This window comes from Azospirillum lipoferum 4B (assembly GCF_000283655.1).
GTDB classification, from domain to species: Bacteria; Pseudomonadota; Alphaproteobacteria; order Azospirillales; family Azospirillaceae; genus Azospirillum; species Azospirillum lipoferum_C.
Genome location: NC_016586.1, coordinates 304,154 through 329,352 on the forward strand (window position 1 = coordinate 304,154; position 25,199 = coordinate 329,352).

A 25,199-nucleotide genomic window follows, 5' to 3' on the forward strand; every position below is an offset into this window, starting at 1 on the left:
CTTCGACCGTAGGACTTCATGCCCGACGCACTGCTGCTCCTGATCGCCGTTGGCTTCCCGTTCGCCGGCGCGCTCGTCGCCGGGATGTTGCCGACGCACGCGCGCAACGCGGCGGCGTGGCTGGCCGGCGGCGTGGCGCTGGTCGGGCTGGCGATGGTGTGGTCGGCCTATCCGACGGTGTCGGCGGGCGGCGTGGTCCGCCATTCGGCAGACTGGATGCCGATGCTGGGGCTGGACTTCTCCTTGCGCATGGACGGCTTCGCCTGGCTGTTCGCCGGGCTGGTGTTCTGCGTCGGTGCGCTGGTGGTGGTCTATGCCCGCTATTACATGGCGGCCGAGGATCCGGTGCCGCGCTTCTTCGCCTTCCTTCTCGCCTTCATGGGGTCGATGACGGGGGTGGTGCTGTCGGGCAACCTGATCCAGCTCGCCTTCTTCTGGGAGCTGACCAGCCTCTTCTCCTTCCTGCTGATCGGCTATTGGCACCACACCGCCGCCGCGCGCGACGGCGCGCGCATGGCGCTGACCGTCACGGCGACCGGCGGCCTCTGCCTGTTCGCGGGCGTGCTGATCCTCGGCCACATCGTCGGCAGCTACGATCTGGACGCCGTGCTGGCGGCGGGCGACCGCATCCGCGCGCATCCGCTCTATCTGCCGGCGCTGGTGCTGATCCTGCTCGGTGCCCTGACCAAGAGCGCGCAGTTCCCCTTCCATTTCTGGCTGCCGCACGCCATGGCGGCGCCGACCCCGGTGTCGGCCTATCTGCATTCGGCGACGCTGGTGAAGGCCGGCGTCTTCCTGATGGCGCGGCTGTGGCCGGTGCTGGCGGGGACGGAGGCGTGGTTCTGGATCGTCGGCACGGCGGGGCTCGCCACCCTGCTGCTCGGCGCCTACATCGCCATCTTCCAGCATGACCTGAAGGGGCTGCTCGCCTATTCGACCATTAGCCATCTCGGCCTGATCACCCTGCTGCTGGGGCTGAACAGCGAGCTGGCGATGGTGGCGGCGATCTTCCACGTCATCAACCACGCGACCTTCAAGGCCTCGCTGTTCATGGCCGCCGGCATCATCGACCACGAGACGGGGACGCGCGACATCCGGCGCCTGTCCGGCCTGAACCGCTTCATGCCCTTCACCGCCCGCCTCGCCCTGATCGCCGCGGGCGCCATGGCGGGCGTGCCGCTGCTGAACGGTTTCCTGTCCAAGGAGATGTTCTTCGCCGAGGCGCTGTCGGCCAAGGAGCCGCTGCCGATCTTCTTCGACGTGCTGCCGGTCGCCGCGATGGTGGCGAGCGCCTTCAGCGTCGCCTATTCGCTGCGCTTCATCCATGGCGCCTTCTTCGGGCCGGATCCGGTGGATTTGCCGAAGAAGCCGCACGAGCCGCCGGCCTGGATGCGCTTCCCGGTGGAAATCCTGGTGCTGGCCTGCATCGTCATCGGCATCCTGCCGGCCGCCACCGTGGGACCCTACCTCGACATGGCCGCCCGCGCGGCGCTGGGGGCGGCGACGCCCGAATACAGCCTCGCGGTCTGGCACGGCTTCAACCGCCCGCTGCTGATGAGCATGATCGCCTTCGCCGCCGGGCTCGGCCTCTACCGTCTGCTCCAAGGTCATCTCGCCAAGGGGATCGAGGGGCCGCCGCTGATCCGCGCGTTCGAAGGCCGGCGCATGTTCGAACGGACGATGGTGTTCCTGTCCTGGCGCCTCGCCCGCACGGCCGAGGGGCTGGTCGGCACCCGCCGCTTGCAGCCGCAGCTGAGGCTGGTGGTGTGCGCGGCGGTGCTGGCCGCCGGCGCGGCGGTCTGGCTGCGCGGTCTGGCTCCGGGCAACCTGCTGCCGGCGGGCATCGACCCGGTGCTGGCGCTGATCTGGGGGCTGGGCGCCGCCTTCGCGCTGGGGGCCGCCTGGCAGGCGAAGTTCCACCGGCTGGCGGCGCTGATCCTGCTGGGCGGCGCCGGGCTGGTCGTCTGCGTCACCTTCGTCTGGTTCTCCGCCCCCGACCTCGCGCTCACCCAGCTGCTGGTGGAGGTCGTCACCACCATCCTGCTGCTGCTGGGGCTGCGCTGGCTGCCCAAGCGGCTGGACGTTCCCGGCACCCGCGGGTCGGAGGCGGTCACCCTGGGCCGCCGCCTGCGCGACCTCGGCATCGCCATCGCCGCCGGGGCGGGCATGGCGGGGCTGTCCTTCGGCGTGATGACCCGCCTGCCGCCGGAGCTTCTGGCCCAGCATTTCCTGGAACTCGCCTACAGCGAGGGCGGCGGCACCAACGTAGTCAACGTCATCCTGGTCGATTTCCGCGGCTTCGACACCATGGGGGAGATCACCGTGCTGGGGGCGGTGGCGCTGACCGCCTATGCCCTGCTGCGCCGTTTCCGCCCGGCGCCGGACAGCGTCGACGTGCCCGAACAGCAGCGCGACCAGAGCGCCTTCGACGCCTCCCGGCCCGACCGCAAGGACGGCGACACGGCGGCGGAGTGGCTGTTCATCCCGTCGCTGATCGCGCGGCTGCTGTTCCCGGTGATCCTGCTGGTGGCGTTGTTCCTGCTGCTGCGCGGCCACGACCTGCCGGGCGGCGGCTTCGCGGCCGGGCTGACCGTGGCCATCGCCATGATCCTGCAATACATGTTCGGCGGTACCCAGTGGGTGGAGGCGCGGCTGCGCATCCTGCCGATGCGCTGGATGGGGATCGGCATTCTGCTGGCCGGCGGCACCGGGCTCGGCGCCTGGATCTTCGGCCGGGCCTTCCTGACCAGCTATTTCGCCTACGCCGAGCTGCCGGTCCTGGGGAAGATTCCGGTGGCGAGCGCCCTGCTGTTCGACATCGGCGTCTTCGCCCTGGTGGTGGGCGCCACCATCCTGATCCTGATCGCGCTGGCCCGCCAGTCGCTGCGCGGCCACCGTGCCGCGGCCCCGCGCCCGGCAGAGATGCCGGCCATTCCCGATCGCGTGCCGTCCGCCGTGGGAGACGACTGACATGGAACTGATCCTTTCGCTCGGCATCGGCGTGCTGACCGGCTCCGGCGTGTGGCTGCTGCTGCGGCCCCGCACCTTCCAGGTGATCGTCGGCCTGTCGCTGCTGTCCTATGCCGTCAACCTGTTCATCTTCTCCACCGGCGGCCTGCGCACCGGCGCCGAACCGATCCTGGAGGGCGGCCGGGCCGGCAACCTCGCCATGCATGCCGACCCGGTGCCGCAGGCGCTGGTGCTGACCGCCATCGTCATCGGCTTCGCCACCACCGCCCTGTTCCTCGTCCTGCTGCTCGCGACCCGCGGCCTGACCGGGACCGACCATGTCGACGGAAAGGAGAAGAGCCGGTGACCGGCTGGATGGATCACCTGACCATCGCGCCCATCGTTCTGCCCATGCTGGCCGGTGCGCTGATGATGCCGATCGACGAGCGGCGGCGCACGCTGAAGGCCGTGATCGGCATGGCGTCGGCGCTGGCATTGCTGGGGCTGGCCATCCTGGCGATGACGGTCGCGGACCAGGGCGCGGCCGGCGTCCGCGTCTACCGGCTGGGCGACTGGCCGGCCAATTTCGGCATCGTGCTGGTTCTGGACCGCTTCGCCGCGCTGATGCTGGTGCTGACCGGCATCCTGGGGGTGGCGGCCCTGCTGTTCGCGCTGCCGCGCTGGCAGAAGGCGGGCGCGCATTTCCATTCGCTGTTCCAGTTCCAGCTGATGGGGCTGAACGGCGCCTTCCTGACCGGCGACCTGTTCAACCTGTTCGTCTTCTTCGAGATCATGCTGGCCGCCTCCTACGGGCTGGCCCTGCACGGCTCGGGCATTGCGCGGGTGCGGGCGGGGCTGCACTACATCGCCATCAACCTGTCGGCCTCGCTGCTGTTCCTGATCGGGGTCAGCATGATCTACGGCATCTCCGGCACCCTCAACATGGCCGATCTGGCCGGACGCGTCGCCGGGCTGGCGGCGGAGGACCGCGGACTGCTGGAGGCCGGGGCGGCCATTCTGGGCGTCGCCTTCCTGATCAAGGCAGGGATGTGGCCGCTGGGCTTCTGGCTGCCCAACACCTATTCCACCCTGGGTGCTGCCTCTGCCGCCATCGTCTCCATCCTCAGCAAGGTCGGCGTCTATGCCGTGCTGCGGCTGTGGCTGCTGGTGTTCGGCGACGGGGCCGGCGCCTCCTCCGGCTTCGGCGGCACTGTCCTGCTGGTCGGCGGGCTGCTGACCATCGGCTTCGGGTCCATCGCCGTGCTGGCGACGCAGAACATGGCGCGGCTGGCCGGGGCCAGCGTGCTGGTGTCGTCCGGCACGCTGCTTGCCGCCATCGGCGCCGGGCAGCTGTCGGTGACCGGCGGCGCCCTGTTCTATCTCGCCAGTTCGGTTCTGGCGGTCGCCGGCTTCTTCCTGGTGGTGGAGCTGGTGGAGCGCGGACGCGCCGTCGGTGCCGACGTGCTGGCGGTGACCCGCGAGGCGTACGGAGAGGGCGATGACGAGGACTCCGACGATGGCGGGGCCGGCGTCGCCATTCCGGCGACGATGGCGATCCTCGGCATCGGCTTCATGTCCAGCGCGTTGCTGCTCGCCGGCCTGCCGCCGCTGTCGGGCTTTCTCGCCAAATTCGCCATCCTGTCGCCGCTGCTGGCCGCCGGCCCGGACGTGCCGGTCACCACCTGGGTGCTGATGGCGGCGCTGGTCCTGTCCGGGCTGGCGACGGTGGTGGCGATGACACGCGCCGGTATCGACGCCTTTTGGGCCTCCTCCTCCGATGAGGCGCCGCGCGTGCGGGTGGCGGAGCTCGCGCCGGTCCTGCTTCTGCTCGCCCTCAATGTGGCGCTGACGGTCCAGGCCGGGCCGGCGATGCGCTACATGGAGGACACCGCAAGGTCGCTGCATGCGCCGCGCGACTACACCGGTGCGGTGATGTCCGTGACCCGCGCTCCGGGGATGGGAGGCAAGGAATGAGAGCGACGGTCAAGAGATGGCTTCCCTACCCCATGATGGCGGCGACCCTGCTGGGGGTCTGGCTGCTGCTGAACGAAAGCGTGGCGCCGGGCACGGTCATCCTGGGCGGTGTGCTGTCGCTGGCGACGGGGGCGACGCTGAGCACGCTGGACCTGCCGGCCGGGCGGTTCCGCCGGCCGCGGGCCGCGCTGTCGCTGCTGCTGCTGGTGCTGGTGGATATCGTCCGCTCCAACATCGCCGTCGCGAAGATCATCCTGCGGCCGGGCAAGGGAGAGCGGGTGTCGGGTTTCCTGCGCATCCCGCTCGAACTCAAGGCGCCCTACGGGCTGGCGACGCTGGCCTGCATCCTGACCGCCACCCCCGGCACGGTGTGGGTCGCCTATGACCGGTCGCGCAACACCATCCTGCTGCACATCCTCGACCTTGTGGACGAGCAGGAGTGGATCGACCTCATCAAGGGGCGGTACGAGACGCGGTTGATGGAGCTGTTCGAATGATCGTCAAATTGCTGATTGGAACGATCTTCCTGACCCAGATTCTGCTGGTCGCCGCCATGGCCTTCGCGGCCTTCCGGGTGCTGCGCGGACCGCGGGCGCAGGACCGCGTGCTGGGAATGGACGCCCTCTATGTCACGGCGACCATGCTGCTGCTGACCTTCGGCATCCGCACCGGCAGCATCCTGTATTTCGAGGCGGCGCTGATCATCGCCCTGCTGGGATTCGTGTCGACGGCGGCGCTGGCGAAGTTCCTGATGCGCGGGGAGGTGATCGAATGACCCATCTGGCCGAAATTCCCGCCTGGGCGGCGGTCCTGACCGCCCTGCTGCTGCTGACCGGCGCCGTCCTGACGCTGATCGGAACGGTCGGCCTGCTGCGCTTCGACAGCTTCTACCAGCGGGTCCACGCCCCGACGCTGGGCGCGACACTTGGCATCGGCTGCATCCTGCTGGCCTCGATGCTGTTCTTCTCAGTGCTCGAATCGCGGGCGATCATCCACGAGCTGCTGATCACCGCCCTGATGGTGGTCACCACCCCGATCACCCTGATGCTGCTGGCCCGCGCCGCCCTCTACCGCGACCGCATCGAGGGAAGCGACGAGGTGCCGCCGCCGCCTTCGGAATGAGAGTTCCCCTCAAATCCGTTGCAGCCGCCCCATCAGCTGCGGATTGTCCCAATTCGGCTGCCGGTCCTCGATCGCCACGCGGTGGGGCAGGGGGGTGTCGCGTTCCAGCACCACCTCGACCCAGCGCGGCACCAGCTCGTTGTTGAGGTCGTCCAAAATGGCGAGCGCCAGCGCCTCCAGCCCGTCCGCGAAGCCGGCGAACTCCGCCAGATAGGCGGCGACGGAGGCCGGGTCCGCCACCAGCCGGTCGGGCACCAGACGCAGGGTCAGGCGCGTGCCGGCCATCGGCTCGCCGTGCAGCTCCACCAGATAATCGTGGCGGGCGTCGGGGGAGGGGCGGGTGGTCAGGCGCTCTCGCCTCATGCCGAAACTCCGAGCCCGGCCTGCCCGGCGCGGGTCAGCTTCACCCAACTGCGGGCGCCCGACTGGAAGGACAGCCCGCCGCTGTAGCCCACCGCCCGCACGCTGTCGGCGAAGACCTGGATCAATTCCACCCGCAGCTCCGGCGGCAGGGCGGCGTGGCTGCGCAGGATCAGGTCGAAATGGTTCGGCCGCACCAGCCCGTCCAGCTGCATCGGCCCGAAGCGGCTGAGGTCCAAGTCGATGAGGAACCGGCTTCCGGGCTTGCCGCGCGGTTTGCCCTCGCCCTCCTCGTCCTCCTTCAGGGGATGGACATGCAGCTTGATCGGCTTCGGGCCGCTCGAATCCATCAGCGGGATGGTGTAGCTGCGCCAGTCGCCCGGCAGCGGTTCCGCGGCCTCGCGGCGCAGCCCTTCGAAATCCTTCTCCAGCCGGTCCAGCAGGTCGCGCCGCCCGGCCTTGTCGAGCGCGGATGAGGCATCGTCGCCGAGCCAGCCGCGGGCATCGCCGCCGCGCATCGCCGCCAGGAAGAAGCCCAGCGCCGCGGTCAGCTTGCGGTTCGGCTGCGGCATGGTCGCCAGCATCGACTTCGCCAGCGCCGGGTCCGACGCCGCCAGCGTTGCCATCAGCTGCCGCATCGCCGGCCAGTCGCGCTCGCCGAGCGGACCCGGCGGGCCGGGCAGGGTGGGGGCCGCCGCCTGGGTCGCCAGGGCGAGGTCGGTGAGCGCCGCGGTGACCTTGGCCCCCGGCGGCAGGCTGGCCGACACGTTGAGGGCCAGCATGCCCTGCCTGGTCGCCAGGATCGGCTGACCCTGCGGCGTGCTGCCGGCGACCGTGCCGCGCAGGACGGGGGTGTCAGGCGGGACTGCGGGGTCCGTGCCTTCCGGGAGCGGCGGCTGGCTGCCGGTCTGGCTTCCGCCCTGGCCGCCCCGTCCGCCGGCTTCGGGGTCGCCGGGCGGGCGCGGCTGTTGCGGAGGCGGGGTGACGGTCAGGATCTTCAACGCCACCGTGGCGCCGCGCGGCAGGTCGGGCGGCTCGGCGGGGGTGCCGGCGGTTGTGCCGGACGGCTGTTCCGGTGTCGCCGGAGATCCCGCGCCGGGATGTGCCGCATCGCCGCCCAGCTGGACCGGTGTGCCGAAGGTTGCGCTGCCACCGGCCATCGGCGGCGCCGGCATTGACGGCCCGGCGGGTGCCGACGTGGCGGGTGCCCCGGCCTCGGGCTTGGCAGGCCCGGCCGGGTTGGTGCCGGCTGGGGAGGGGGCTGGCGGTTGGGGCGCGGCGCCGCCGGACGGTGCGGCCGGAGTTGGCTTGGCGCCCGATCCGCCGGCGATCACCAGCGCCGGCACCACCGTGCCGGGCAGCAGCGGTGGCAGCGCGGGCGTCGTTGTCGGGGCGGGGGTGGGCAGCAGGACGGCGGGGGTCGCGGCATTTCCGGGTGCCGGGCTGCCCGACGGCGTGGCTGCGGCCGTCCCGCCCGCCGCCGTTCCGGCCGGGGTGCCCAGCGCCTGCAGCAGGATCAGCGCGGTGGGCTTGGCCGGGACCGTCGCCGCTGTGCTGGGCGTCGATGTGCCGGCGCCGGGCGTGATCTGGACGGTGACCGGCTTGTCGGGCGGCAGTTCCGCCTTGCTGTCGAGCAGCAGTTCGCCCGCCGCCGTGCGCACGCGGGTCAGACCTTCCGGCGTCTGGCCGGCGACGGTGCCGGTCAGCACCACCGGGCGGGTCACCTCCGGCAGCCGCTCGGGCAGCCGGACGACCGTGGCCTCGGCCGTGACGGGGGCGGGCGTGGCGGGGGCCGCCACGGCGGTGGCGGCAGCGGGCGTGACCGATGGTGGGAGCGCCCCGCCCATCGGTTCCGCTACTTGGAGCCGGCCAGCAGCCGCTGCACGATCGCCTCGACGTCGCGCGCCGCGTCGCAGGCGGGCGAGCGGGTCAGCAGCGGGGTCTGGTTGCGGATGGCGTCGCGCACCTTCAGGTCGCGGCGGATGATGCCCGCCAGCGCCGGCTTGTATTTCAGGAAGTTCTGGCAGGCCTTCAGGATGGTGCCGTAGGTGCGTTCGCCGTCCTTCACGCTCTGCGCCATGTTCACCACGATCCGCAGGTCGGCCGACGGGTTGGTGGCATGGGTCAGCTTGATGAAGGCATAGGCGTCGGTCAGCGAGGTCGGCTCGTCCGTCGTCACCACCAGCGTGGTGCCGGCCGGCCCCGACAGGGTGCGCACCGTGCGGTCGACGCCGGCGCCCATGTCCATCACCACCCGGTCATAGCTCCTGGCCAGTTCCAGCAGGTCGTTGCGCAGGCCCGACAGGCGCTGGCTGGGCAACTGCGCCAGCGTGCCCGAGCCCGACCGGCCGGCGATGATGTCGAACCCGGTGTCGGGGAAGTGCTGCGCCGCCTTGGCCAGCGTCACTTCGCCGTTGATGACGGCGCCCAGATCGTTCTTGGGCGAAAAGCCCAGCTGGATATCGACGTTGGCGAGGCCGAGGTCGCCGTCGAACAGCAGGGTGTTCATTCCCGCCTTGGTCAGGGCGTGGCTGAGCGTGATGGAGAACCACGTCTTGCCGACGCCGCCCTTCCCGCTGGCCACGGCGATGACGTTGGCGCCGCGCAGCGGGCGAACGTTCTTGAGGGCGGCCGGGAACACCGGATCGGTCATGGCAGGGTCCTCGACGAGGGGGAACTGGAGGCTTTTGCCTTGGTTGCGGATTTTGCGGTTGCGGGTTTCGTTGGCTTTGCGGCGGTGGACCTGCGTGGCGGCGGGGGTGGCGGCGCCGGCTCGATCTCCGGCTCGTCGTCCTCCGGCTCATAGCCCCGCCCGAAGGTCGGCTTGCGCATGGGCGTATGGTCCGGCTCATGATCCGGCTGCCCGTCGTCTTCCTCGTCCCAGTCCGCGGTGCGGGCGGTGCGGCGCGGTGCCGACTCCTTGGCGGCGGGCGCCTTCTCCTCGGCCGGGATCATCAGGCGGGCGAGCGCCAGCGGGTTCAGGGCGGTCAACCCCTCCGCCACCTTGGACGATACGCTGGCGTCGCAGAAGGACAGCCGGGCGCGGGCGGCGATCGCCAGCAGGCTGCCCAGCCGGCGGGTCATGTCCAGCCGGGTGACCAGCATCCGCCGCACGCCCACCGCCTTGAAGGCCAGCGCCATGTCGGCGGCCTCCAGCGCGTCCAGCCCGGCGGGCAGCACCAGCACCGGCTCCACCTCCCCGGCGCCGAGCAGGGAGCGGAGATCCTGCATGTCCTCGGCGTCGAAAGGGTTGCGCCCGGCGGTGTCCACCAGCACGAGGTCGGTGCGGCGGTGCACCTCGAAAGCGCCGGCCAGCGCGTCGGGATCCTCCACCGTCGCCAGCTTCAGCTTCATCAGCCGGGTGAAGGCGGCCAGCTGGTCGACGCCGCCGGCCCGCACCGTGTCGGTGGTGATGACGCCGACCGAGCATTGCCTGAAGACGGCGCGGGCCGCCAGCTTGGCCGCGACCAGCGTCTTGCCCGATCCCGGCGGGCCGACCAGCGCCAGCGGTTTCACCGGGTTGCGCCCGTCCGGCAGCGGATTGAAGGTGAAATAGGAATCGAGCGCCGAGCCCAGCGCCAGCCGCGGATCCTCGGTGTCGAGGCCCGACGCGGCATCGATCAGCTGTTCGGCCAGGGTGGCGGGAACGCCGTGGCGCTGCAGGGCGTCGGCCACCACCTCGCCCACGTCGATCTCGGGTTCGACCGGCTTCGGCGGGGCCTTGGCCCGGCCGCCGCGCGCAGTGCCGGAAACGGGGGTGGCCGGCAGGTCGTCCTCTTCCACCGCCGCCGTGACGCGCACGCCGCCGCCTTCCTCCTCGCGCGTCGCGACGATGATGGCGTCGTCGCCCAGCGACTGGCGCACCATCCGCATGGCGTCGGACATGGTCTTGGCGTGGAAGGACTTCAGCCGCATCGGCGGTGCCTTCCGTCAGGCAAGGGGGGGAGAACGGCGCGCATCATCAGATCTGCCCCAGGGTCTTGATGCGGGCCTTCGGGTGGATCTCGTTCTGGGACATGACCACGGTCGCCGGCCGGAACCGCTCCACGATGGAGCGGACGAACGGCCGGATCAGCGGGCTGGTCAACAGAACGGGGCTCTCGCCCATCATGGCATGTCGCTCGAAGGTTTGGCGGACGGAGGTGATGAACTGCTGCAGGCGGGACGGGGCCATCGTCAGCTGCCGGTCGTCGCCGTCGCCCACCAGGGACTCGGCGAACGCCTGCTCCCATTCGGGCGACAGGGTGACGAGCGGGATGAAGCCCATCTCGTTCGTGTTCGCGTCGCAGATCTGCCGGGCAAGGCGGGACCGCACATGCTCGGTGATCTGGGTGATGCTGCGGGTCTGGCTGGTCGCTTCGGATACCCCTTCCAATATCGTGGGAAGATCCCGGATCGAGACGCGTTCGGCAAGGAGATTCTGCAACACCCGTTGCAATCCGCCCACAGTGATCTGATTCGGCACCACATCGGCGATCAGCTTCTGGTGTTCCTTGTCGGTCTCGTCCAGCAGCTTCTGCGTCTCGGTGAAGGACAGCAGCTCCTGCATGTTGTCCTTGATCAGCTCGGTCAGATGGGTGGTGACGACGGTCGACGGGTCGACCACGGTGTAGCCCTTGAACAGCGCCTCCTCGCGATAGCCGGGCTCGATCCAGATGGCGGGCAGGCCGAAGGTCGGCTCCACCGTCTGTTCGCCGGGCAGGCTCATGGCGTCGCCGCGCGGGTCCATCACCAGCAGCATGTTGGGCCGGATGTCGCCGCGTCCGGCCTCGATCTCCTTCACGCGGATGATGTAGGTGTTGGGCGGAAGCTGCAGGTTGTCCTGGATGCGCACGGCGGGCATGACGAAGCCGACTTCGCCGGCGATCTGCCGGCGCAGGCCCTTGATCTGGTCGGTCAGCCGGTGGCTCCCCGCCTGCGGCTGGTTGATCAGCGACAGCAGGCCATAGCCCAGCTCCAGCCGGATCAGGTCGATGGCGAGCGCGGTGGAGATCGGCTCGTCCGGTGCCGGTCCGGCTCCGGGCATGCCGCCCGGCCCGGCGCCCGCCGCGGCCTCCTCCGCCGCGGCGGCCTCCTCCGCCTCCTTCTTCGCGCGCAGGCGCGGCATGTACCAGGCGGCGGCACCCACGATCCCGATGACCGGGGCCAGCGTCAGGATCGGCATGCCCGGCAGCAGGGCCAGCACGCCGATGGCGCCGGCCGACAGGGCCAGCGCCTGGCTGTGGCCGGTCAGCTGCCCCACCACGGCCTTGTCGGTGGAGCCGCCCATGCCGGCCTTCGACACCAGGAAGCCGGCGGAGATCGAGATGACCAGTGCCGGGATCTGGGAGACGAGGCCGTCGCCGATGGTCAGCTTGGTGAAGGTGTCCAGCGCCTGCATCACCGGCATGTCGTGGCGCAGGACCGCGATGGTCACGCCGCCGATGATGTTGATGAACATGATCATCAGGCCGGCGACCGCGTCGCCCTTCACGAACTTCGACGCACCGTCCATCGAGCCGAAGAAGGCGCTTTCGTCCTCAAGCTCCTTGCGCCGCGCCCGCGCGGTGGTTTCGTCGATCATGCCGGCTGACAGGTCGGCGTCGATGGCCATCTGCTTGCCGGGCATGGCGTCGAGGGTGAAGCGCGCCGCCACCTCGGCGATGCGGCCCGAGCCGGCGGTGATGACCTTGAAGTTCACGATGGTCAGGATGGCGTAGATGATCACGCCGATGACGAAATCGCCGCCCATGACGAGGTTGGCGAAGGCCTCGATGACATGGCCGGCGGCCGAGGTGCCCTCATGCCCCTGCGTCAGGATCAGGCGCGTGGAGGCCATGTTCAAGGACAGGCGCAGCAGCGTGGTGATCAGCAGGATCGTCGGGTAGGAGGACAGCTCCAGCGGCTTCTCGATGAACAGCACCACCATCAGGATCAGGATGGAGACGGTGATGTTCAGCCCCAGCATCATGTCGAGCATGACGCTGGGCAGCGGCATGATCAGCCCGACCACGACGATCAGGATGCCGATGGCCATCGCCACGTCGCCGCGCTTCAGCGACGATTTGGCGACCGCCCACATCTCGCCGAAGGCGGCCATGTTGCCGGGACCGCCGCCCCCGCCGCCGCCCCCACCCCCGCCATTCTGTTCCGTCAGCGCCATGGATGCTCCCGCCGCTCAGGGCCCGGTCCCGGACCGGCCGTCAGGCCGTCGCCCGTTCTTCGTTGCCCGGAGCGGGCACGCTGCGGCCCTCGTCGCCGTACTGCTTCAGCTTGTTTCGCAGCGTGCGGATCGAGATGCCCAGGATGTTGGCGGCATGGGTGCGGTTGCCCAGGCAGTGGGTCAGCGTCTCCAGGATCAGGTCGCGCTCCACGTCGGCCACCGTGCGGCCGATCAGCGCCGCCAGACCGGCACCGGTCCCACCGGCATTGGCCGCGGCGGCGGCACCGCTGTTGGCGGCCATGCCGTAGGGACCGGCCTTGCCGCCCTTGGGCGGGCCGTAGCTGGTCGGCAGGGCGCCCGGCGGCGGCACGACCAGCGGGACGGCCGGCTGCGGCGGCTGGGGCGCATGCGGCTGCGCAACGGGCACCGTGCCGCCGGGGCCGGCGAACGGGTTGGCGACCGGCGAGTCGGCGGGGATGGAGGCCTGGGCGCTGCCTTCCGGCGCCAGCATCTTGCTGGTCAGCATGATGGCTTCCGGCCCCACCTCCTCACCGCGCGACAGCAGGACGGCGCGATGCATGGTGTTTTCCAGCTCGCGCACGTTGCCGCGCCAGTGATGGGTCTTCAGCATCAGGAGGGCGTCCTCGGTCAGGCGCTTGTCGCCCAGCCCGTTGGCCTCCGCGTATTTCTTCAGGAAATGCTCGGCGATCATTGGGATGTCGGCCGGGCGTTCGCGCAGAGACGGGATCGCCACGCTGAACACGTTCAGGCGGAAATACAGATCCTCGCGGAAATTGCCGGAGCGGACCTCCGCCTCCAGATTGCGGTTGGAGGTGGCGATCAGGCGGACATTGACCTTCACCGGCTGGCTGGAGCCGATGCGGTCGATCTCCTTCTCCTGGATGGCGCGCAGCAGCTTGGCCTGCAGGCGCGGATGCATCTCCGACAGCTCGTCCAGCAGAAGGGTGCCGTTGTTGGCCTCCTCGAACTTGCCGAGACGCCGGGCCACCGCGCCGGTGAAGGCGCCCTTCTCGTGTCCGAACAGCTCCGATTCCAGCAGGTTTTCCGGGATGGCGGCGCAGTTCACCGCGACGAAGGGCTCGTTGGCCCGCCGGCTCTTGCGGTGGATGAAGCGGGCCATCAGCTCCTTGCCGGTGCCGCTCTCGCCGGTGATCATCACCGAGGCGTCGCTGGGCGCCACCTGCTCGGCCAGCCGCAGGGTCGCCAGCATGGCCGGGTCGCTGCAGACGATGGAATGGCTTTCCTCAGCCACCGCCTCCAGCACCGCGGCGATCAGCTCGGCATTCGGCGGCAGCGGCAGATATTCCTTGGCGCCGGCGCGGATGGCCCGCACGGCGGCGGCCGCATCGGTGCCGATGCCGCAGGCGACCACCGGGATGGTGATCCGCTCCGACTTCAGGCTGTCGATGAAGGTCGCGATGTCCAGCTTGACGTCGATCATCACCAGATCGGCACCGGCGGCGGCACGCAAGGCGGTCAGCGCCCCTTCGATGCTGTCGGTGTGCGACACCTTGGCCCCCCGCTTCATGGCGATCTTGCCGGCGGCGGTGATGTAGCCTTCCAACGTTCCAACGATCAGCAGACGCATAGCCTTACGCTCCCACTCTCGGGGCTTCCCGGTCGAAATACTGGATCCGCTTTCCAGGCGGCAGGACGGCGTTCAGGAGCATCTCCAGACGCCGCGGATTCTCCTGGCGCGCGATGGATACGGCGCCGATGGTAAAGAGGGTCTTGACCAGCGCGTCCTCCTCCGCCGACCGCTCCACCTTGGCGGCGAGCGGGGAGAGGACGACGTTGCCGAGCACGGCCCCGTAGAAGGTCGTCAGCAAGGCCAGCGCCATCGCCGGCCCGATGGCCGACGGGTCGCTCAGGCTGCCCAGCATCTGCACGAGGCCGACCAGCGTGCCGATCAGCCCCATGGCCGGCGCCACTTCCGACGCGCGGCGCAGGACACCGGCGCTCTTGCCCAGGGCGCCCGCGGTCGCCTCGACCTCGCCGGTCAGCATCTGCTCGATGGTGTCGGGCGGATGGCCTTCGGTGATCAGGGTGACGCTGCGGTGCAGGAAGGGCTCGCCGCGCAGTTCCGGCAGGACGTTGCGCAGAGTCTCCGGTCCGGCCCGCCGGGCGGCTTCGGCCAGCAGGATCACCTGCCGGGCCACGCCCTTGGGGTCCAGCGTCTGGTGGACCAGAACCGCAGCGGCGCTCCGCCACGCCACCGCCACGTCGCCCAGCGAGAAGGAGGCGGTGGTGACCGCCAGCGTCCCTCCCAGCACGATCAGCAGCGACGGCGGGTCGAGGAAGGCGCGCGCCGAGCCGCCGGTGGTGATCGCCAGCAGGATCACCGCGCCGGCTGCGGCAAGCCCGACCAGGGTCGCCACGTCCAGCCCGCCGCGCAGCCGCACGCCCCGACCCGGCGCGGCGGCGGGCGCCGCCGGCTGCGGCTGGGCCGCCTTGGCGCGGGATGCGGCGTTTTCGGACGAAATCGCCATCAGCCCCGGTCCGACTTGATGATTTCCGTCATGGTCACGCCCAGCCGGTCCTCCACCGCCACCACCTCGCCGCGGGCGACCAGGCGGTTGTTGACGTAGATGTCGATGGCTTCGCCGACCTTGCGGTCCAGCTCCACCACGGCGCCGCGGCCCAGCTTCAGCAGCTGCGCCACCTGCATGGTCGACTTGCCCAGCACCGCGGAGATCTGGACGGGGATGTCGTATACCGCCTCCAGATCCTTGGCGATTCCGGGGCTGGCATAATCGTCGCCATCGCCACCGTGCAGGTCGTTCAGCGAGAAATTGTCGCTCGGCATGTCGGTCTCGGACCTCCTTCAATCCGGTCACCCCTTAGACGGGGGCCGGAGCCTCCAGCATGTGCGCGGCACGGCGCTCGATCTCGGCAAGCAGCTGGGCGGTGTCCCGCTCCATGCCGCCTTCGGCCCATTCGATGCGGCAGCCGCCGGGCGCGATCGACGGATCGCCGACCACCATCAGCTTGGCGCCGAAGCCGCGCGACCCGACCGCCTCGTCCAGATGGTCGCGCACCAGTCCCATCGTGTCCTCCGCCACCCGGATGACCAGCCGCGGCTCGTCGATCAGGTCGGTCAGGCAGGTGCGGACCATCGCCTCCACCTCGGCCATCCCGCCGCGCCGTGCCCATTCGGGCAACAGCTTGCGGACGATGGCCAGCGCCAGATGGACCGGCTGTTCCGTGCGGGCGGCGTTGCCCGCCTCGCGCTCCGCCAGCAGGCGGGACACCCCGTCGGCGATCTGGGCGAGCGCGTTGGCGATGCGGTTGTTCACCGTCGCCTCGACCTCGGCCTTGCCGCGCTCGTAGCCGGTGTTCTGCCCGGAGGCCATGCCGTCGGTGAAGCCCTTGCCGTATCCGGCGGCCGTGCCTTCCGACTTGCCGGCGGCCAGACCCTCCGCGTAGCCCTGGGCGCGGGCGGCGGCCAGTTCCTCCTCGCCGAAGGTCGGCGCGGGCGGTGGCGGCGGCTCCTCCGGCTCCGGTGGCGGGGCAAACTCGTCCTCCGGCAGCAGGTCGTCGTCCTCCACATGGGTCATGCGGGGCACGGCATCCACGTCGAAGGATTCGTCGAAGAGGAATTTGCGCACGCTCATCGCCGCGGCCCTCCCTCGAAAGACGGTATGTCAACGGAGGCCGGCATGGCTCAGCTCTCCTGGTACAGCCAGTTGCGCAGGATGGAGACCGCTTCTTCCGGATGCTTGTCGACGATCTCGCCGACCTTGCGCAGGGACGACGCGCGGACGCGGCCTTCCACCCGGTTGATGTCGATCATCTGTTCCAGCTCCTCGTCGGCCTGCGCCGCTTCCAGCGCCAGATCCTGGGCCAGCGCGCCGGTGGGGGCGGCGAGCGCGGCCGGCATGCCGGCCTGATCGGTCAGCAGGCGGTCCATCTCGTCCTCCTCCTGCATCTCGGCCTTCTCGAAGGCGCGGGAAATCAGGGGGCGGATGACCAGCAGGATGATCAGGACGGCGACGATGCCCAGGACCACCATCTCCGCGATGCGGAACAGGTCGTCCTTGGTCATGCCCAAGAACAGCTCTTCCGGCTTCTGGATGTCGTCCTCGGGCGACCAGAAGCGCATGTTGATCACCTCCAGCGAGTCGCCGCGCACGGCGTCCAGCCCCACGGCGGACCGCACCAGCGCCTTGATGCTCTCGATCTCCTGCTCGCTGCGGGGCTGGTAGGCCGGCGGAGCGTCCTTGGAGTTCTGGTAGGTGCCGTCCACCAGCACGGCGACCGACAGGCGGCGGACGGTGCCGGCCTCGCGCACATGCGACTTGGTGGTCTTGGTGATCTCGTAGTTGATCGTTTCTTCGTTGCGGTTCGACTTGTTCGACGACAGCGGGCTGGCGCTGCTGCTGGCCTGGGATGTGGGCAGATTCTGGTCCACCGTGACCGGGGCCAGAGGGTCGCGGTCGCTGCTCTCGTTCGATTCGGTCACCGTCTGGGTGGAGCGGACGACCTGGCTTTCCGGATCGAAGATTTCCGACTGCGTCGTGATGCGGTCGAAGTCGAGGTCGGCCGACACCTCCGCCCGGACCTTGCCGTAGCCGAGCGTGCGGCCCAGCAGATCCTCGATGGTGCGGGCCAGCCGGCCCTCATAGGCCTGCTTCTTCTCCTCGGCGCTCGCCATCATCGCCTCGGCGGTGTCGCTGCCGGTGCCGCGGGCGAGCAGCTTGCCCTTGTCGTCGACGATGGAGATGCGGTTGGGGTCGAGGTTGGGGACCGAGGCGGCGATCAGCTGCTGGATCGCCTGGATGTTCTCGCGGCTCAGTTGGGCGCCCGGGCGCAGCTTCAGGAAGACGCTGGCGGTGGCCGGGTTCTGCTGGCGGGCGAACAGCTCGCGCTTGGGCAGCACCAGATGGACGCGGGCCTGCTGGACGCCGTTCAGCGTCTGCACCGTGCGCGCCATCTCGCCTTCCAGCGCGCGCAGGTGGTTGATGTTCTGCATGAAGCTGGTGGCGCCGAAGCCTTCGCCCTTGTCGAACAGCTCGTAACCCACCGAGCCGCCGGACGGCAGCCCCTGCGCCGCCATGCGCATGCGCATCGGCCCGACCTGATCGGCCGGGACCATGATCTTGGTGCCCGTCTTGTCGACGGTGAAGGGGACCTTCGCCTCCTCCAGCTTCTTGGCGATCGCCGCGGCTTCCGTCTGCTGGAGTTCGGCGTAGAGCAGCTCCATCTCCGGCGTGGACAGGCGGGTCGTCAGGTAGACGAAGAATCCGATCAGCAACAGCCCGACGCCGCCGATCGCCGCGAGGCGGGCGGGCCCGAGATTGCGCAAGGTCTGCAGCAGGTTGTTCACGCGCGGTCCCCGATCGGAAGTCTCCCCGGCACTCTCTTGGCATCGGCCGCTTCGCTGATGCAAAACGGTTTTTGCAAGTTCCGCGCCGGGCTTGCCTACGTTGAGGCATGCTGCGGCGTCTTGATGAAGAGAGGGTTAATCGGCGGCAGTTTTTGCCGGGCGCCCGGCAAAATATGCCTAGTGCCCCGCAAATGTTGCAGCCCTGCGACGGTATCGTTCGGCAACCCTGGGTCACGATGCCGCATTGGAATTGCGCCGCATGGAATCACCGGCCCAAGCGTTGCCGGACGGCCGCTGCGACCATGGGTAGGGCGATACCATTCCCTGCACGAAAAGAGTGTGCTGACATGTTGTGCCATACGATTCCCGCGAATGGCTGACTGTCCAAAAGAGGTATTCGGCCGAGCGGCGGTTGACATCGGCAAGTGCCGGTCATAGTTGAGTTGCATTCCATGCCCGCAACCGGCCGATTCGTCCTGCCTGCCGACGTCTTTCCAGCATCGACGCCGCCTGCGACGTCTTCCGGTTCGAAGGGCCAACCGGTGTCCCGGTTGAGTGTCGACATGGTCGGCGGTCGGGACCTGTACAGGATCGAAGGGGAAGAGCCATGAAACGGCGTGGCCGCGAAAAGAAGGAAGGCCTGAACGAGGTCGATGTGTTCGTTGGCCAGCGCCTTCGGGAGCTGCGCATGCTGGCCGGCCTCAGCCAGAGCGACGTCGCCTCGGCCCTCGGGCTGACCTTCCAGCAGTTGCAGAAGTACGAGCGTGGCTTCAACCGCGTGTCCTCCAGCCGCCTGTTCAAGCTGGGCCAGTTCTTCCGCGTCCCCGTCTCCGTCTTCTTCGAAGGGCTGGAGAACCGCCAGCCGGCGGGCGAAGGCGGCGAGATGCCGGCGGCCGGCGGGGAGGAGCAGGAGAACACCCTGCAGTCGCGCGAGGCGCTGATGCTGGCCCGCTATTTCCAGAGCATCCGTGACCCGCAGATCCGCGCCGCCATCCGCGAACTGGCGGAGCGCTGTGCCGAGCAGCGGACAGAGGGGGGCGAGGCGGGCGCGGAGCCGGCCGCCAAGCGCGGCCGTACCCGCCGGGCGGAGCAGGGCGGCCACGCCTGAACCCGCTTGCCGGCCTCGGGGCCACAGGATTCCGGGGTCTGTGGCTTCAGGCCGGCCGCAGGCGCCGGTAATGCGCGAGGAAGTCGGCCAGCGCCTCTTCCGGGCCGAGCGGTACGATGGGGGTTTCGTCCGGCGCCGGCAGGTCGCGCCAGTTGACGCGGTGCGGCGCGCAGAGGTCGCGCAGTTCCGTCGCCAGCGCCCGCTGGTCGGCCAGCTTTACCGCCTTGGGCTCCGGATGGCGGAAGCCGAAGCGCAGGGCGAGCGCGCTCTTGATCGGCTCCACCGCCTGCCGGATGGCGTCGCGGCCGATCCGCACCTTCCACGGCGTCGGCCAGTCTCCGGTGAAGGCCTCCTCGCAATCATGCATCAGCGCGTCGTAGGCATAGCCCTCCGGCGCCAGCCGGCTGGCCAGGACACAGTGCTGGGCCACGCTGAAGAAGGCTTGCGTGTTGCCGACGAAGCGGCACTGGTAGGCCAGCGGGCGGGCGATGTCCTCGATGTCGAACGGACCGAAGTCCGGCCGCTCCAGGTCCACCGTGCGGCCCGAATAGGTGATCATGACCGCGGTCGGCTCGGGCACGTCCAGCAGATCGAACTGGTCCGGATGGGTGATGCGGGGCGACCCGCTGCGCCGTTTCGGCGTGGCTTTCTTCATGTCCGGATCTCTAGCAGATCGGCCGCCGGCCGCTCAACCGCGCGTCCGTACGCCCCTCAATCGTTACTGCCCGCGGGCTCGCGGACCAGGGTGCTGGTGGCGCTGACGGTGGTCTCCAGCAGGGGAAGCAGGGCGGCGACCTTGTCGGTGTCGCCCGGGTTGTCGTTGATGGCGCGGGCGATGGCGGCCATGCGCGGCGCGCCGAAATTGGCAGCCAGCCCGGCCAGGGTGTGGGCGGCCTGCCTCAGCTCCTTCGGGCGTCCGTCCTGCAGTGCGGAGCGGATGGCCGTCAGTTCGCGCAGCGCCGTTTCCGGCAGGAGCTGGAGCATGCCGTCCAGCGCCTCGCCGCCCAGCGCCAGCCGCAGCTCCGCCAGCTTCACCCGGTCGAGCAGCGGAAAGGCCATGAAGTGGCCGCCCTCCAGAGCCGGACGGCTGGGGATCGGCACCACGCGCCCATCCTCCGGCCGGGTCGCCAGATCCACCAGCACGGCGTTCAACTGCTCCCAGTCGATTGGTTTGGTCAGGTAGGCGTCGAGGCCGGCGGCCATGTGGCCGTCGCGATGTTCCGGCAGGGCATCGGCGGACAGGCCGACGATGGGGATGCGCGCCACCGCGCCATCCATCCGCCGGATCGCCCGTGCCGTCGACCGCCCGTCCAGCACCGGCATCTCCATGTCGAGAATCAGCACGTCGTAATCGGTCGCCTTGATCGCGTCCAGAACCGCCCGCCCGTCATTGACCGCGTCGATGCGGTGGCCGATCCGGGTCATCATGGCGATGATCAGCATACGGTTGATGTCGTTGTCCTCGGCCAGCAGAAGCCTGAGGGCGACGGGGCTCTGCTGCGGCTCCTCCGCCTGCGTGGGCAGCAGGCCGCGGGTGCCGAGATCGCCGACCGGCTGGGCTTCCGCCATGCGCGTCCTGATCGAGAAGCGGAAGGTGGAACCGCGTCCGGGCGCGCTGGCGACGGTGATCTCGCCGCCCATCGCCTCCACCAGCCGTTTGCAGATCGCCAGACCCAGCCCGGTGCCGCCATATTTGCGGCTGGTCGAGGCGTCGGCCTGGACGAAGGCGTCGAACAGCCGCCCGCGCTGCTCCGCCGTCATGCCGATCCCGCTGTCCTGCACCTCGAACCGCAGCGTGACCGGCGCGGTTGCGCCGCCCTCCCCGGCCCGGCCGGCGGAGGGCGTCACGGGCGGATCGGGCGACCATACCGCGATCTCGATGGCGCCGCGTTCGGTGAACTTGATGGCGTTGGACACCAGGTTGAACAGCACCTGCCGCAGCCGTGTCGGGTCGCCGCGGATGTGGCGCGGCGTGTCGTCGGCGATGGAGGCGGACAGGGCCAGCCCCTTCGCCGCCGCGCGCACCAGGAACAGCTGCACCACGTCGTCGACCAGCCGGGGCAGGGAGAAGTCGATCTCCTCCAGCATCAGCTGTCCGGCCTCGATCTTGGAGAAGTCGAGCACGTCGTTCAGGATGGTCATCAGCGTGTCCGCCGAAGACCGCAGGGTCCGCACGAAGGATTTCTGCTGGTCCGACAGGCCGGTTCCCATCAGAAGGTCGCCCATGCCGATCACCGCGGTCATCGGCGTGCGCAGTTCGTGGCTCATCATCGCCAGGAAGCGCGACTTGGCGCGGCTGGCATTTTCCGCCGCCATCTGGGCGGCTTCCGCCTCCTCCCGCGCGCCGTCCAGCTTCTCGGCCAGGGCGAAGGTCTCCGCCGCCAGCTGGGTCAGCTGCTCCTCGGCGGCGCGCAGCTCCTGTTCCGACCGGCGGCTGCGGGTGACGTCGACGCAGGACGCGGTGATCCAGCGCGGCCGGCCGCCGGACCCTTCCCCTTTCCCTTCCCCGTCCTTCGGCTCCGGCACCGGGCGCAGGGTCAGTGCATTCCAGAAGGCGCTGCCGTCCTTGCGGTAGTTCAGGACCTCCACCGACAGCGGGCGCGCCTCCGCCATGGCGGAGCGGATCGTCGCGGCGGTCTCCGGATCGGTGTCCGGCCCCTGCAGGAACGAGGCGTCCCGGCCGATCGCCTCTTCCGCCCGGTAGCCGACGATCTCCAGGAAGGCGCGGTTGCAATAGACGATCGGCTGGCCTGGGCGCGTCGCGTCGTGCACCACGATCCCGGCGCCGCTGGCCTCGACCACGGCGGCGAGCATCGCCGCATCGGGCGAGGCGCCGAAGGGCGGGGTGGGGACGGCGGGCGGTGCGGTCACGGGGTGGGCGGTCCTTCTCCGGGGGCGGGTTGCAAGGATAAGGTGTCGCGCAGCCGATTGCCATTCCTCACCGGCAGGATTTGCTTCGCCGGGGCCGTTTAACGCAATTTTGTTAACGACTGCGCAACGGTGCATTACAAAAACTGTGAGGAATGGTGGCCGGCCGAGCGCCGGAGGCAAACAGGCCAAGCGGAGAACGTCATGGTGGTGGAGGCAGGCAGCGGCACGCGTCGGATCCGGACGATCCACGATCTGGGGGTGCTGCTGGTTGAGGACGACGATTTTACCCGAAAGCTGATCTCGCGCCTGCTGCACGACATCAAGGTGCGTGCGGTGTTCGAGGCGGCGGACGGCATCCAGGCGCTCGACATCCTGCGCAAGAACGGCGGGGACGTTGATGCGGTGATCTGCGACCTGGAGATGCCGCGCATGGGCGGGCTGGATCTTCTGCACGCGCTGCGCACGGCCACCGGCAACCCGCTTGCCGACCTGCCGGTCCTGGTCCTCACCGGCCATCGCGAGGCGGAGATGGTGAAGCGCGCCATCGCCTACGGCATCTCCGGCTATCTGGTGAAGCCGGTGTCGAAGGCCGACCTGACCAAGCGGCTGAGCTTTGCCATCCAGAAGAAGCAATAGGCCGTTCGTCGGGCCGGACCGATCCTTTGTGCGGGTCACCCCGTGCTGGCGCTTTGGCCGCCCTTCCTGTAGAAGGAAGATCGATGCCGCCGTGACGCGAAAGGTCCATGGGTTCCTGCCATCCTTCGCCCGGTCCGCTCCGATCCCGTTTCCGGCATCGGGGAGAGCCGTGAGCAAAGACCGACCTCCCGGGTCGTCCCCCAGGTCGAACGACGCCCGTCCCCCCGGTGCGGACAGGGCTTGTGCGCGCGTTTCCGACCTGTTGGACGACTTCCTGGTCCGTGGTGACGAGGCTCCCTCCGGTCGCGCCTCCCACTCCTCTTCCGGCTCCGCCTCCGTCGACCGCATATCGCTGGGCGAGGTGATGGATGCGCTGGGCGACCGCGCCTTCGGCGCGCTGCTGCTGATCCTGTCCATCCCCAATGTCCTGCCGGTGCCCGGCCTGTCGACCGCCACCGGCGTGCCGATGATCCTGATCGGCGCCCAGATGGCAGTGGGCCGGCACGGCCCCTGGCTGCCGCGCCGCATGCTGGCGGCCACCTTCGACCGCAAGGCCTTCCTGGGCGTGATCCGCCGGGCCAAACCCTGGGCCGACCGGCTGGAGCGGCGCCTGCGCCCCCGCCTGCCGGTGCTGGCCGGCCCCACCGCCGAGCGCTTCCTGGGGCTGGCGGTGATGGTGCTGGCCGGCATCCTGTCCCTTCCCATCGTCTTCGGAAACCAGCCCCCCGCCTTCGCCATCGCGCTGATCGCGCTGGGGCTGATGGAATCCGACGGTGCTTTCGTGTCGGCCGGCCTCATCGCCGGCCTTCTGTCCATCGCCATCATCGTCGCCGTCCTGCTCGGTCTCGGGCAGGCGGCGGTCGCCGTGGCGCAACAATTGATCGGTTGAGGGAGCGCCCTTTGGGCATACCGCCATGATTTGGGAATTGTTGGTCATCGTCCTGCTGATCCTCATCAACGCCTTCTTCGCGATGTCGGAGATGGCGCTGGTGTCGGCGCGCCGCGGCCGGCTTCAGCAGATGGCCGAGGAAAAAGGCGGCGCCGGCGCCCGCGCGGCGCTGGATCTGTCGGAGGATCCGAGCCGCTTCCTGTCGACCGTGCAGGTCGGCATCAGCCTGACCGGCATCATCGCCGGTGCCTATGGCGGCTCCACCCTGGCGGAGCGGCTGGGCGGCGTCCTCGACGAGCAGGTCGAATGGATCGCCCCCTACGGCCACACCGTCGCCTTCGCGCTGGTGGTCGCCGCCATCACCTATTTCTCGCTGATCATCGGCGAACTGGTGCCCAAGCGCGTGGCGCTGATCTCGGCGGAGCGGATCGCCGCCCTGGTGGCCGCGCCGATGCGGACGATCGCGCGCCTGTCCGCCCCGGTGGTCTGGCTGCTGGGCGTGTCGAGCGACGCGGTGCTGAAGCTTCTGCGCCTGCCGACCTCGCGCGAGCAGACGGTGACGGAGGAGGAGGTCAAGACCCTGATCGCCGAAGGCACCCAGAGCGGCGTCTTCGAGCCGGCCGAACGCCAGATGATCGAGGGCGTGATGCACCTGTCCGACCGGACGGTGCGGTCGATCATGACCCCGCGCCCCGACCTGATCTGGCTGGACATCGACGACACGCCGGAAACGGTCGGCCGTGAGATCTGCGATAGCGGCTATTCCCGCTTCCCGGTCTGCCGCGGCGACGTGGACGAGTTGCAGGGCGTGGTGGCCGCCAAGGCCCTGCTCGACCAGTCGCTGAACGGCATCGCCTTCGACCTCAAGGCGGCGATGGTCCAGCCGCTGGTGGTCCATGACGGCACGCCGGTCTTCCGCCTTCTCGACCTGTTCAAGCAGGCCAGCGTCCATATGGCGATCGTGGTGGACGAATATGGCAGCGTCGAGGGTCTGGTCACCATGACCGACATCCTGGAGGCCATCGCCGGCGAACTGCCCGACAGCACCCACGAGGGCGAGGCCGCCGCCATCCAGCGCGAGGACGGCAGCTGGCTGGTCGACGGCATGACCCCGGTGGAGGAGGTCGAGGCGCTGGTCGGCGTCAAGAACATGAAGGGGGAGGGCGATTTCCACACCATCGCCGGTTTCCTCCTCGATCATTTCGGCCACATTCCGACCGCGGCGGAGCATCTGTTCTGGAACGGCATCCGTTTCGAGGTCGTCGACATGGATGGCCGCCGCATCGACAAGGTGCTGATCCAGCTGAACCCGGAGATTTCAGAGGGGTGAGGTGGGGCCCTGTAATGCTATTGCCCCCTCCCCATCCCTCCCCCGCTTCGCGGGAGAGGGGGTAGGACGCTTGGTGAAGTTTCGCAAAGGAGCGGCGGCAGTCCCCTCTCCCTCGAAGAGGGGGAGGGTTAGGGAGGGGGCGATAAGCCTTGAAAGGGCAAAGGCCCAAACCCCCTCAATGCACCACCATCCCCCCGCCGCAGACCCGCACTCCCTCGTCCCCGTTCGTCATCCGCACCGCCTGCACCAGATCGCGGACCTCTTCGGTCAGGTCGTCCGCGCTCCAGCCATGCCCGTCGGCGCCGGCCACCACCAGCAGACGGAGCGTGGTCCGCAGCAGGTCGCCGGCCTCCCAGCCGTTTGAACGTTCCGCCTCGCGCGCCATGTGCAGCAGGCCGGTGGCGCAGCTCAGGACCTCGGGGTCGACCTTCATCGGGCGCTCCTCCTTGCTCGCGGGGGGAGATCGGTTTG

At 69.5% G+C, this 25,199-nt stretch carries 23 protein-coding genes; 10 read left to right on the forward strand and 13 right to left on the reverse strand.

All coding sequences use genetic code 11. The features are described 5' to 3' along the window. The first annotated feature begins 18 nt into the window (after nt 1-18). From AZOLI_RS19675 to mnhG, 6 genes are read left to right on the forward strand one after another with little or no spacing between them, the layout of a single operon-like run. Entirely contained in the window at nt 19-2,970 is a 2,952-nt protein-coding gene (locus tag AZOLI_RS19675; protein WP_014188884.1) for a monovalent cation/H+ antiporter subunit A, read from the forward strand. 1 nt (nt 2,971) lies between these two features. Beyond that, a complete protein-coding gene (locus AZOLI_RS19680) occupies nt 2,972-3,316 on the forward strand; it encodes a Na+/H+ antiporter subunit C (protein ID WP_014188885.1) in 345 nt (114 codons plus the stop codon). Between the two features lie 8 nt (nt 3,317-3,324). After that, complete coding sequence (locus AZOLI_RS19685) at nt 3,325-4,923, forward strand: monovalent cation/H+ antiporter subunit D (RefSeq protein ID WP_044552529.1); 1,599 nt, start codon at nt 3,325-3,327, stop codon at nt 4,921-4,923. Beyond that, nucleotides 4,920-5,420 carry a Na+/H+ antiporter subunit E gene (locus tag AZOLI_RS19690; RefSeq protein WP_014188887.1) on the forward strand — a complete coding sequence of 167 codons (501 nt, stop codon included), beginning with the start codon at nt 4,920-4,922 and terminating at the stop codon, nt 5,418-5,420. Before AZOLI_RS19685 ends, AZOLI_RS19690 begins: the two co-directional genes overlap by 4 nt. After that, nucleotides 5,417-5,698 carry a K+/H+ antiporter subunit F gene (locus tag AZOLI_RS19695; protein ID WP_014188888.1) on the forward strand — a complete coding sequence of 94 codons (282 nt, stop codon included), beginning with the start codon at nt 5,417-5,419 and terminating at the stop codon, nt 5,696-5,698. The genes AZOLI_RS19690 and AZOLI_RS19695 overlap by 4 nt, the downstream gene beginning before the upstream one ends. Continuing rightward, nucleotides 5,695-6,045 carry a monovalent cation/H(+) antiporter subunit G gene (mnhG, locus tag AZOLI_RS19700; RefSeq protein WP_014188889.1) on the forward strand — a complete coding sequence of 117 codons (351 nt, stop codon included), beginning with the start codon at nt 5,695-5,697 and terminating at the stop codon, nt 6,043-6,045. The genes AZOLI_RS19695 and mnhG overlap by 4 nt, the downstream gene beginning before the upstream one ends. Nucleotides 6,046-6,054: 9 nt before the next feature. On the opposite strand, the gene AZOLI_RS19705 is transcribed toward mnhG, so the two are convergent. From AZOLI_RS19705 to fliF, 10 genes are read right to left on the reverse strand one after another with little or no spacing between them, the layout of a single operon-like run. Continuing rightward, nucleotides 6,055-6,408, reverse strand: coding sequence for a hypothetical protein (locus tag AZOLI_RS19705; RefSeq protein ID WP_014188890.1), 354 nt, complete (start codon nt 6,406-6,408; stop codon nt 6,055-6,057). Then, the gene (locus tag AZOLI_RS19710; protein WP_014188891.1) at nt 6,405-8,252 is read right to left on the reverse strand and encodes a hypothetical protein; all 1,848 of its coding nucleotides are present in this window, start codon (nt 8,250-8,252) and stop codon (nt 6,405-6,407) included. The genes AZOLI_RS19705 and AZOLI_RS19710 overlap by 4 nt, the downstream gene beginning before the upstream one ends. 8 nt (nt 8,253-8,260) lie before the next feature. Beyond that, nucleotides 8,261-9,058, reverse strand: coding sequence for a MinD/ParA family protein (locus tag AZOLI_RS19715; RefSeq protein ID WP_014188892.1), 798 nt, complete (start codon nt 9,056-9,058; stop codon nt 8,261-8,263). Then, the gene (locus AZOLI_RS19720; RefSeq protein WP_014188893.1) at nt 9,055-10,320 is read right to left on the reverse strand and encodes a GTPase; all 1,266 of its coding nucleotides are present in this window, start codon (nt 10,318-10,320) and stop codon (nt 9,055-9,057) included. Before AZOLI_RS19720 ends, AZOLI_RS19715 begins: the two co-directional genes overlap by 4 nt. A 46-nt stretch (nt 10,321-10,366) precedes the next feature. Continuing rightward, nucleotides 10,367-12,547, reverse strand: coding sequence for a flagellar biosynthesis protein FlhA (gene flhA, locus AZOLI_RS19725; RefSeq protein ID WP_014188894.1), 2,181 nt, complete (start codon nt 12,545-12,547; stop codon nt 10,367-10,369). A 40-nt stretch (nt 12,548-12,587) separates the two neighbouring features. Beyond that, nucleotides 12,588-14,156: a sigma-54-dependent transcriptional regulator gene (locus AZOLI_RS19730; protein ID WP_014188895.1), complete on the reverse strand. Its 1,569-nt coding sequence runs from the start codon at nt 14,154-14,156 to the stop codon at nt 12,588-12,590. A 4-nt stretch (nt 14,157-14,160) separates the two neighbouring features. Next, nucleotides 14,161-15,057, reverse strand: a complete 897-nt coding sequence (locus AZOLI_RS19735) for a motility protein A (protein WP_014188896.1) — start codon at nt 15,055-15,057, stop codon at nt 14,161-14,163. Further along, entirely contained in the window at nt 15,057-15,374 is a 318-nt protein-coding gene (fliN, locus tag AZOLI_RS19740) for a flagellar motor switch protein FliN (protein WP_014188897.1), read from the reverse strand. Before fliN ends, AZOLI_RS19735 begins: the two co-directional genes overlap by 1 nt. A 34-nt stretch (nt 15,375-15,408) precedes the next feature. Further along, the gene (locus AZOLI_RS19745) at nt 15,409-16,182 is read right to left on the reverse strand and encodes a FliH/SctL family protein (protein ID WP_014188898.1); all 774 of its coding nucleotides are present in this window, start codon (nt 16,180-16,182) and stop codon (nt 15,409-15,411) included. 50 nt (nt 16,183-16,232) lie between these two features. Next, entirely contained in the window at nt 16,233-17,894 is a 1,662-nt protein-coding gene (gene fliF / locus AZOLI_RS19750) for a flagellar basal-body MS-ring/collar protein FliF (protein ID WP_014188899.1), read from the reverse strand. A 607-nt stretch (nt 17,895-18,501) separates the two neighbouring features. Here fliF and AZOLI_RS19755 point away from each other — a divergent pair. Beyond that, nucleotides 18,502-19,002 (forward strand): helix-turn-helix domain-containing protein, encoded by a 501-nt coding sequence (locus tag AZOLI_RS19755; RefSeq protein ID WP_014188900.1) that lies wholly within the window; start codon nt 18,502-18,504, stop codon nt 19,000-19,002. Between the two features lie 46 nt (nt 19,003-19,048). On the opposite strand, the gene AZOLI_RS19760 is transcribed toward AZOLI_RS19755, so the two are convergent. Further along, the gene (locus tag AZOLI_RS19760) at nt 19,049-19,657 is read right to left on the reverse strand and encodes a transcriptional regulator (protein WP_014188901.1); all 609 of its coding nucleotides are present in this window, start codon (nt 19,655-19,657) and stop codon (nt 19,049-19,051) included. A 56-nt stretch (nt 19,658-19,713) separates the two neighbouring features. Beyond that, on the reverse strand, nt 19,714-21,873 hold the full coding sequence (locus AZOLI_RS19765) for an ATP-binding protein (protein WP_014188902.1): 2,160 nt from the start codon (nt 21,871-21,873) through the stop codon (nt 19,714-19,716). 201 nt (nt 21,874-22,074) lie between these two features. Between AZOLI_RS19765 and AZOLI_RS19770 the strand changes: the two genes are divergently transcribed. From AZOLI_RS19770 to AZOLI_RS19780, 3 genes are all read left to right on the forward strand, one after another. Then, the gene (locus AZOLI_RS19770; RefSeq protein ID WP_014188903.1) at nt 22,075-22,509 is read left to right on the forward strand and encodes a response regulator; all 435 of its coding nucleotides are present in this window, start codon (nt 22,075-22,077) and stop codon (nt 22,507-22,509) included. A 262-nt stretch (nt 22,510-22,771) separates the two neighbouring features. Beyond that, a complete protein-coding gene (locus AZOLI_RS19775; RefSeq protein WP_014188904.1) occupies nt 22,772-23,398 on the forward strand; it encodes an exopolysaccharide biosynthesis protein in 627 nt (208 codons plus the stop codon). Between the two features lie 25 nt (nt 23,399-23,423). After that, on the forward strand, nt 23,424-24,728 hold the full coding sequence (locus AZOLI_RS19780; protein ID WP_014188905.1) for a hemolysin family protein: 1,305 nt from the start codon (nt 23,424-23,426) through the stop codon (nt 24,726-24,728). Nucleotides 24,729-24,903: 175 nt separating this feature from the next. Here the strand turns inward: AZOLI_RS19780 and AZOLI_RS19785 are convergent, their stop codons facing one another. Then, a complete protein-coding gene (locus tag AZOLI_RS19785) occupies nt 24,904-25,161 on the reverse strand; it encodes a hypothetical protein (protein ID WP_014188906.1) in 258 nt (85 codons plus the stop codon). Nucleotides 25,162-25,199 lie beyond the last annotated feature (38 nt).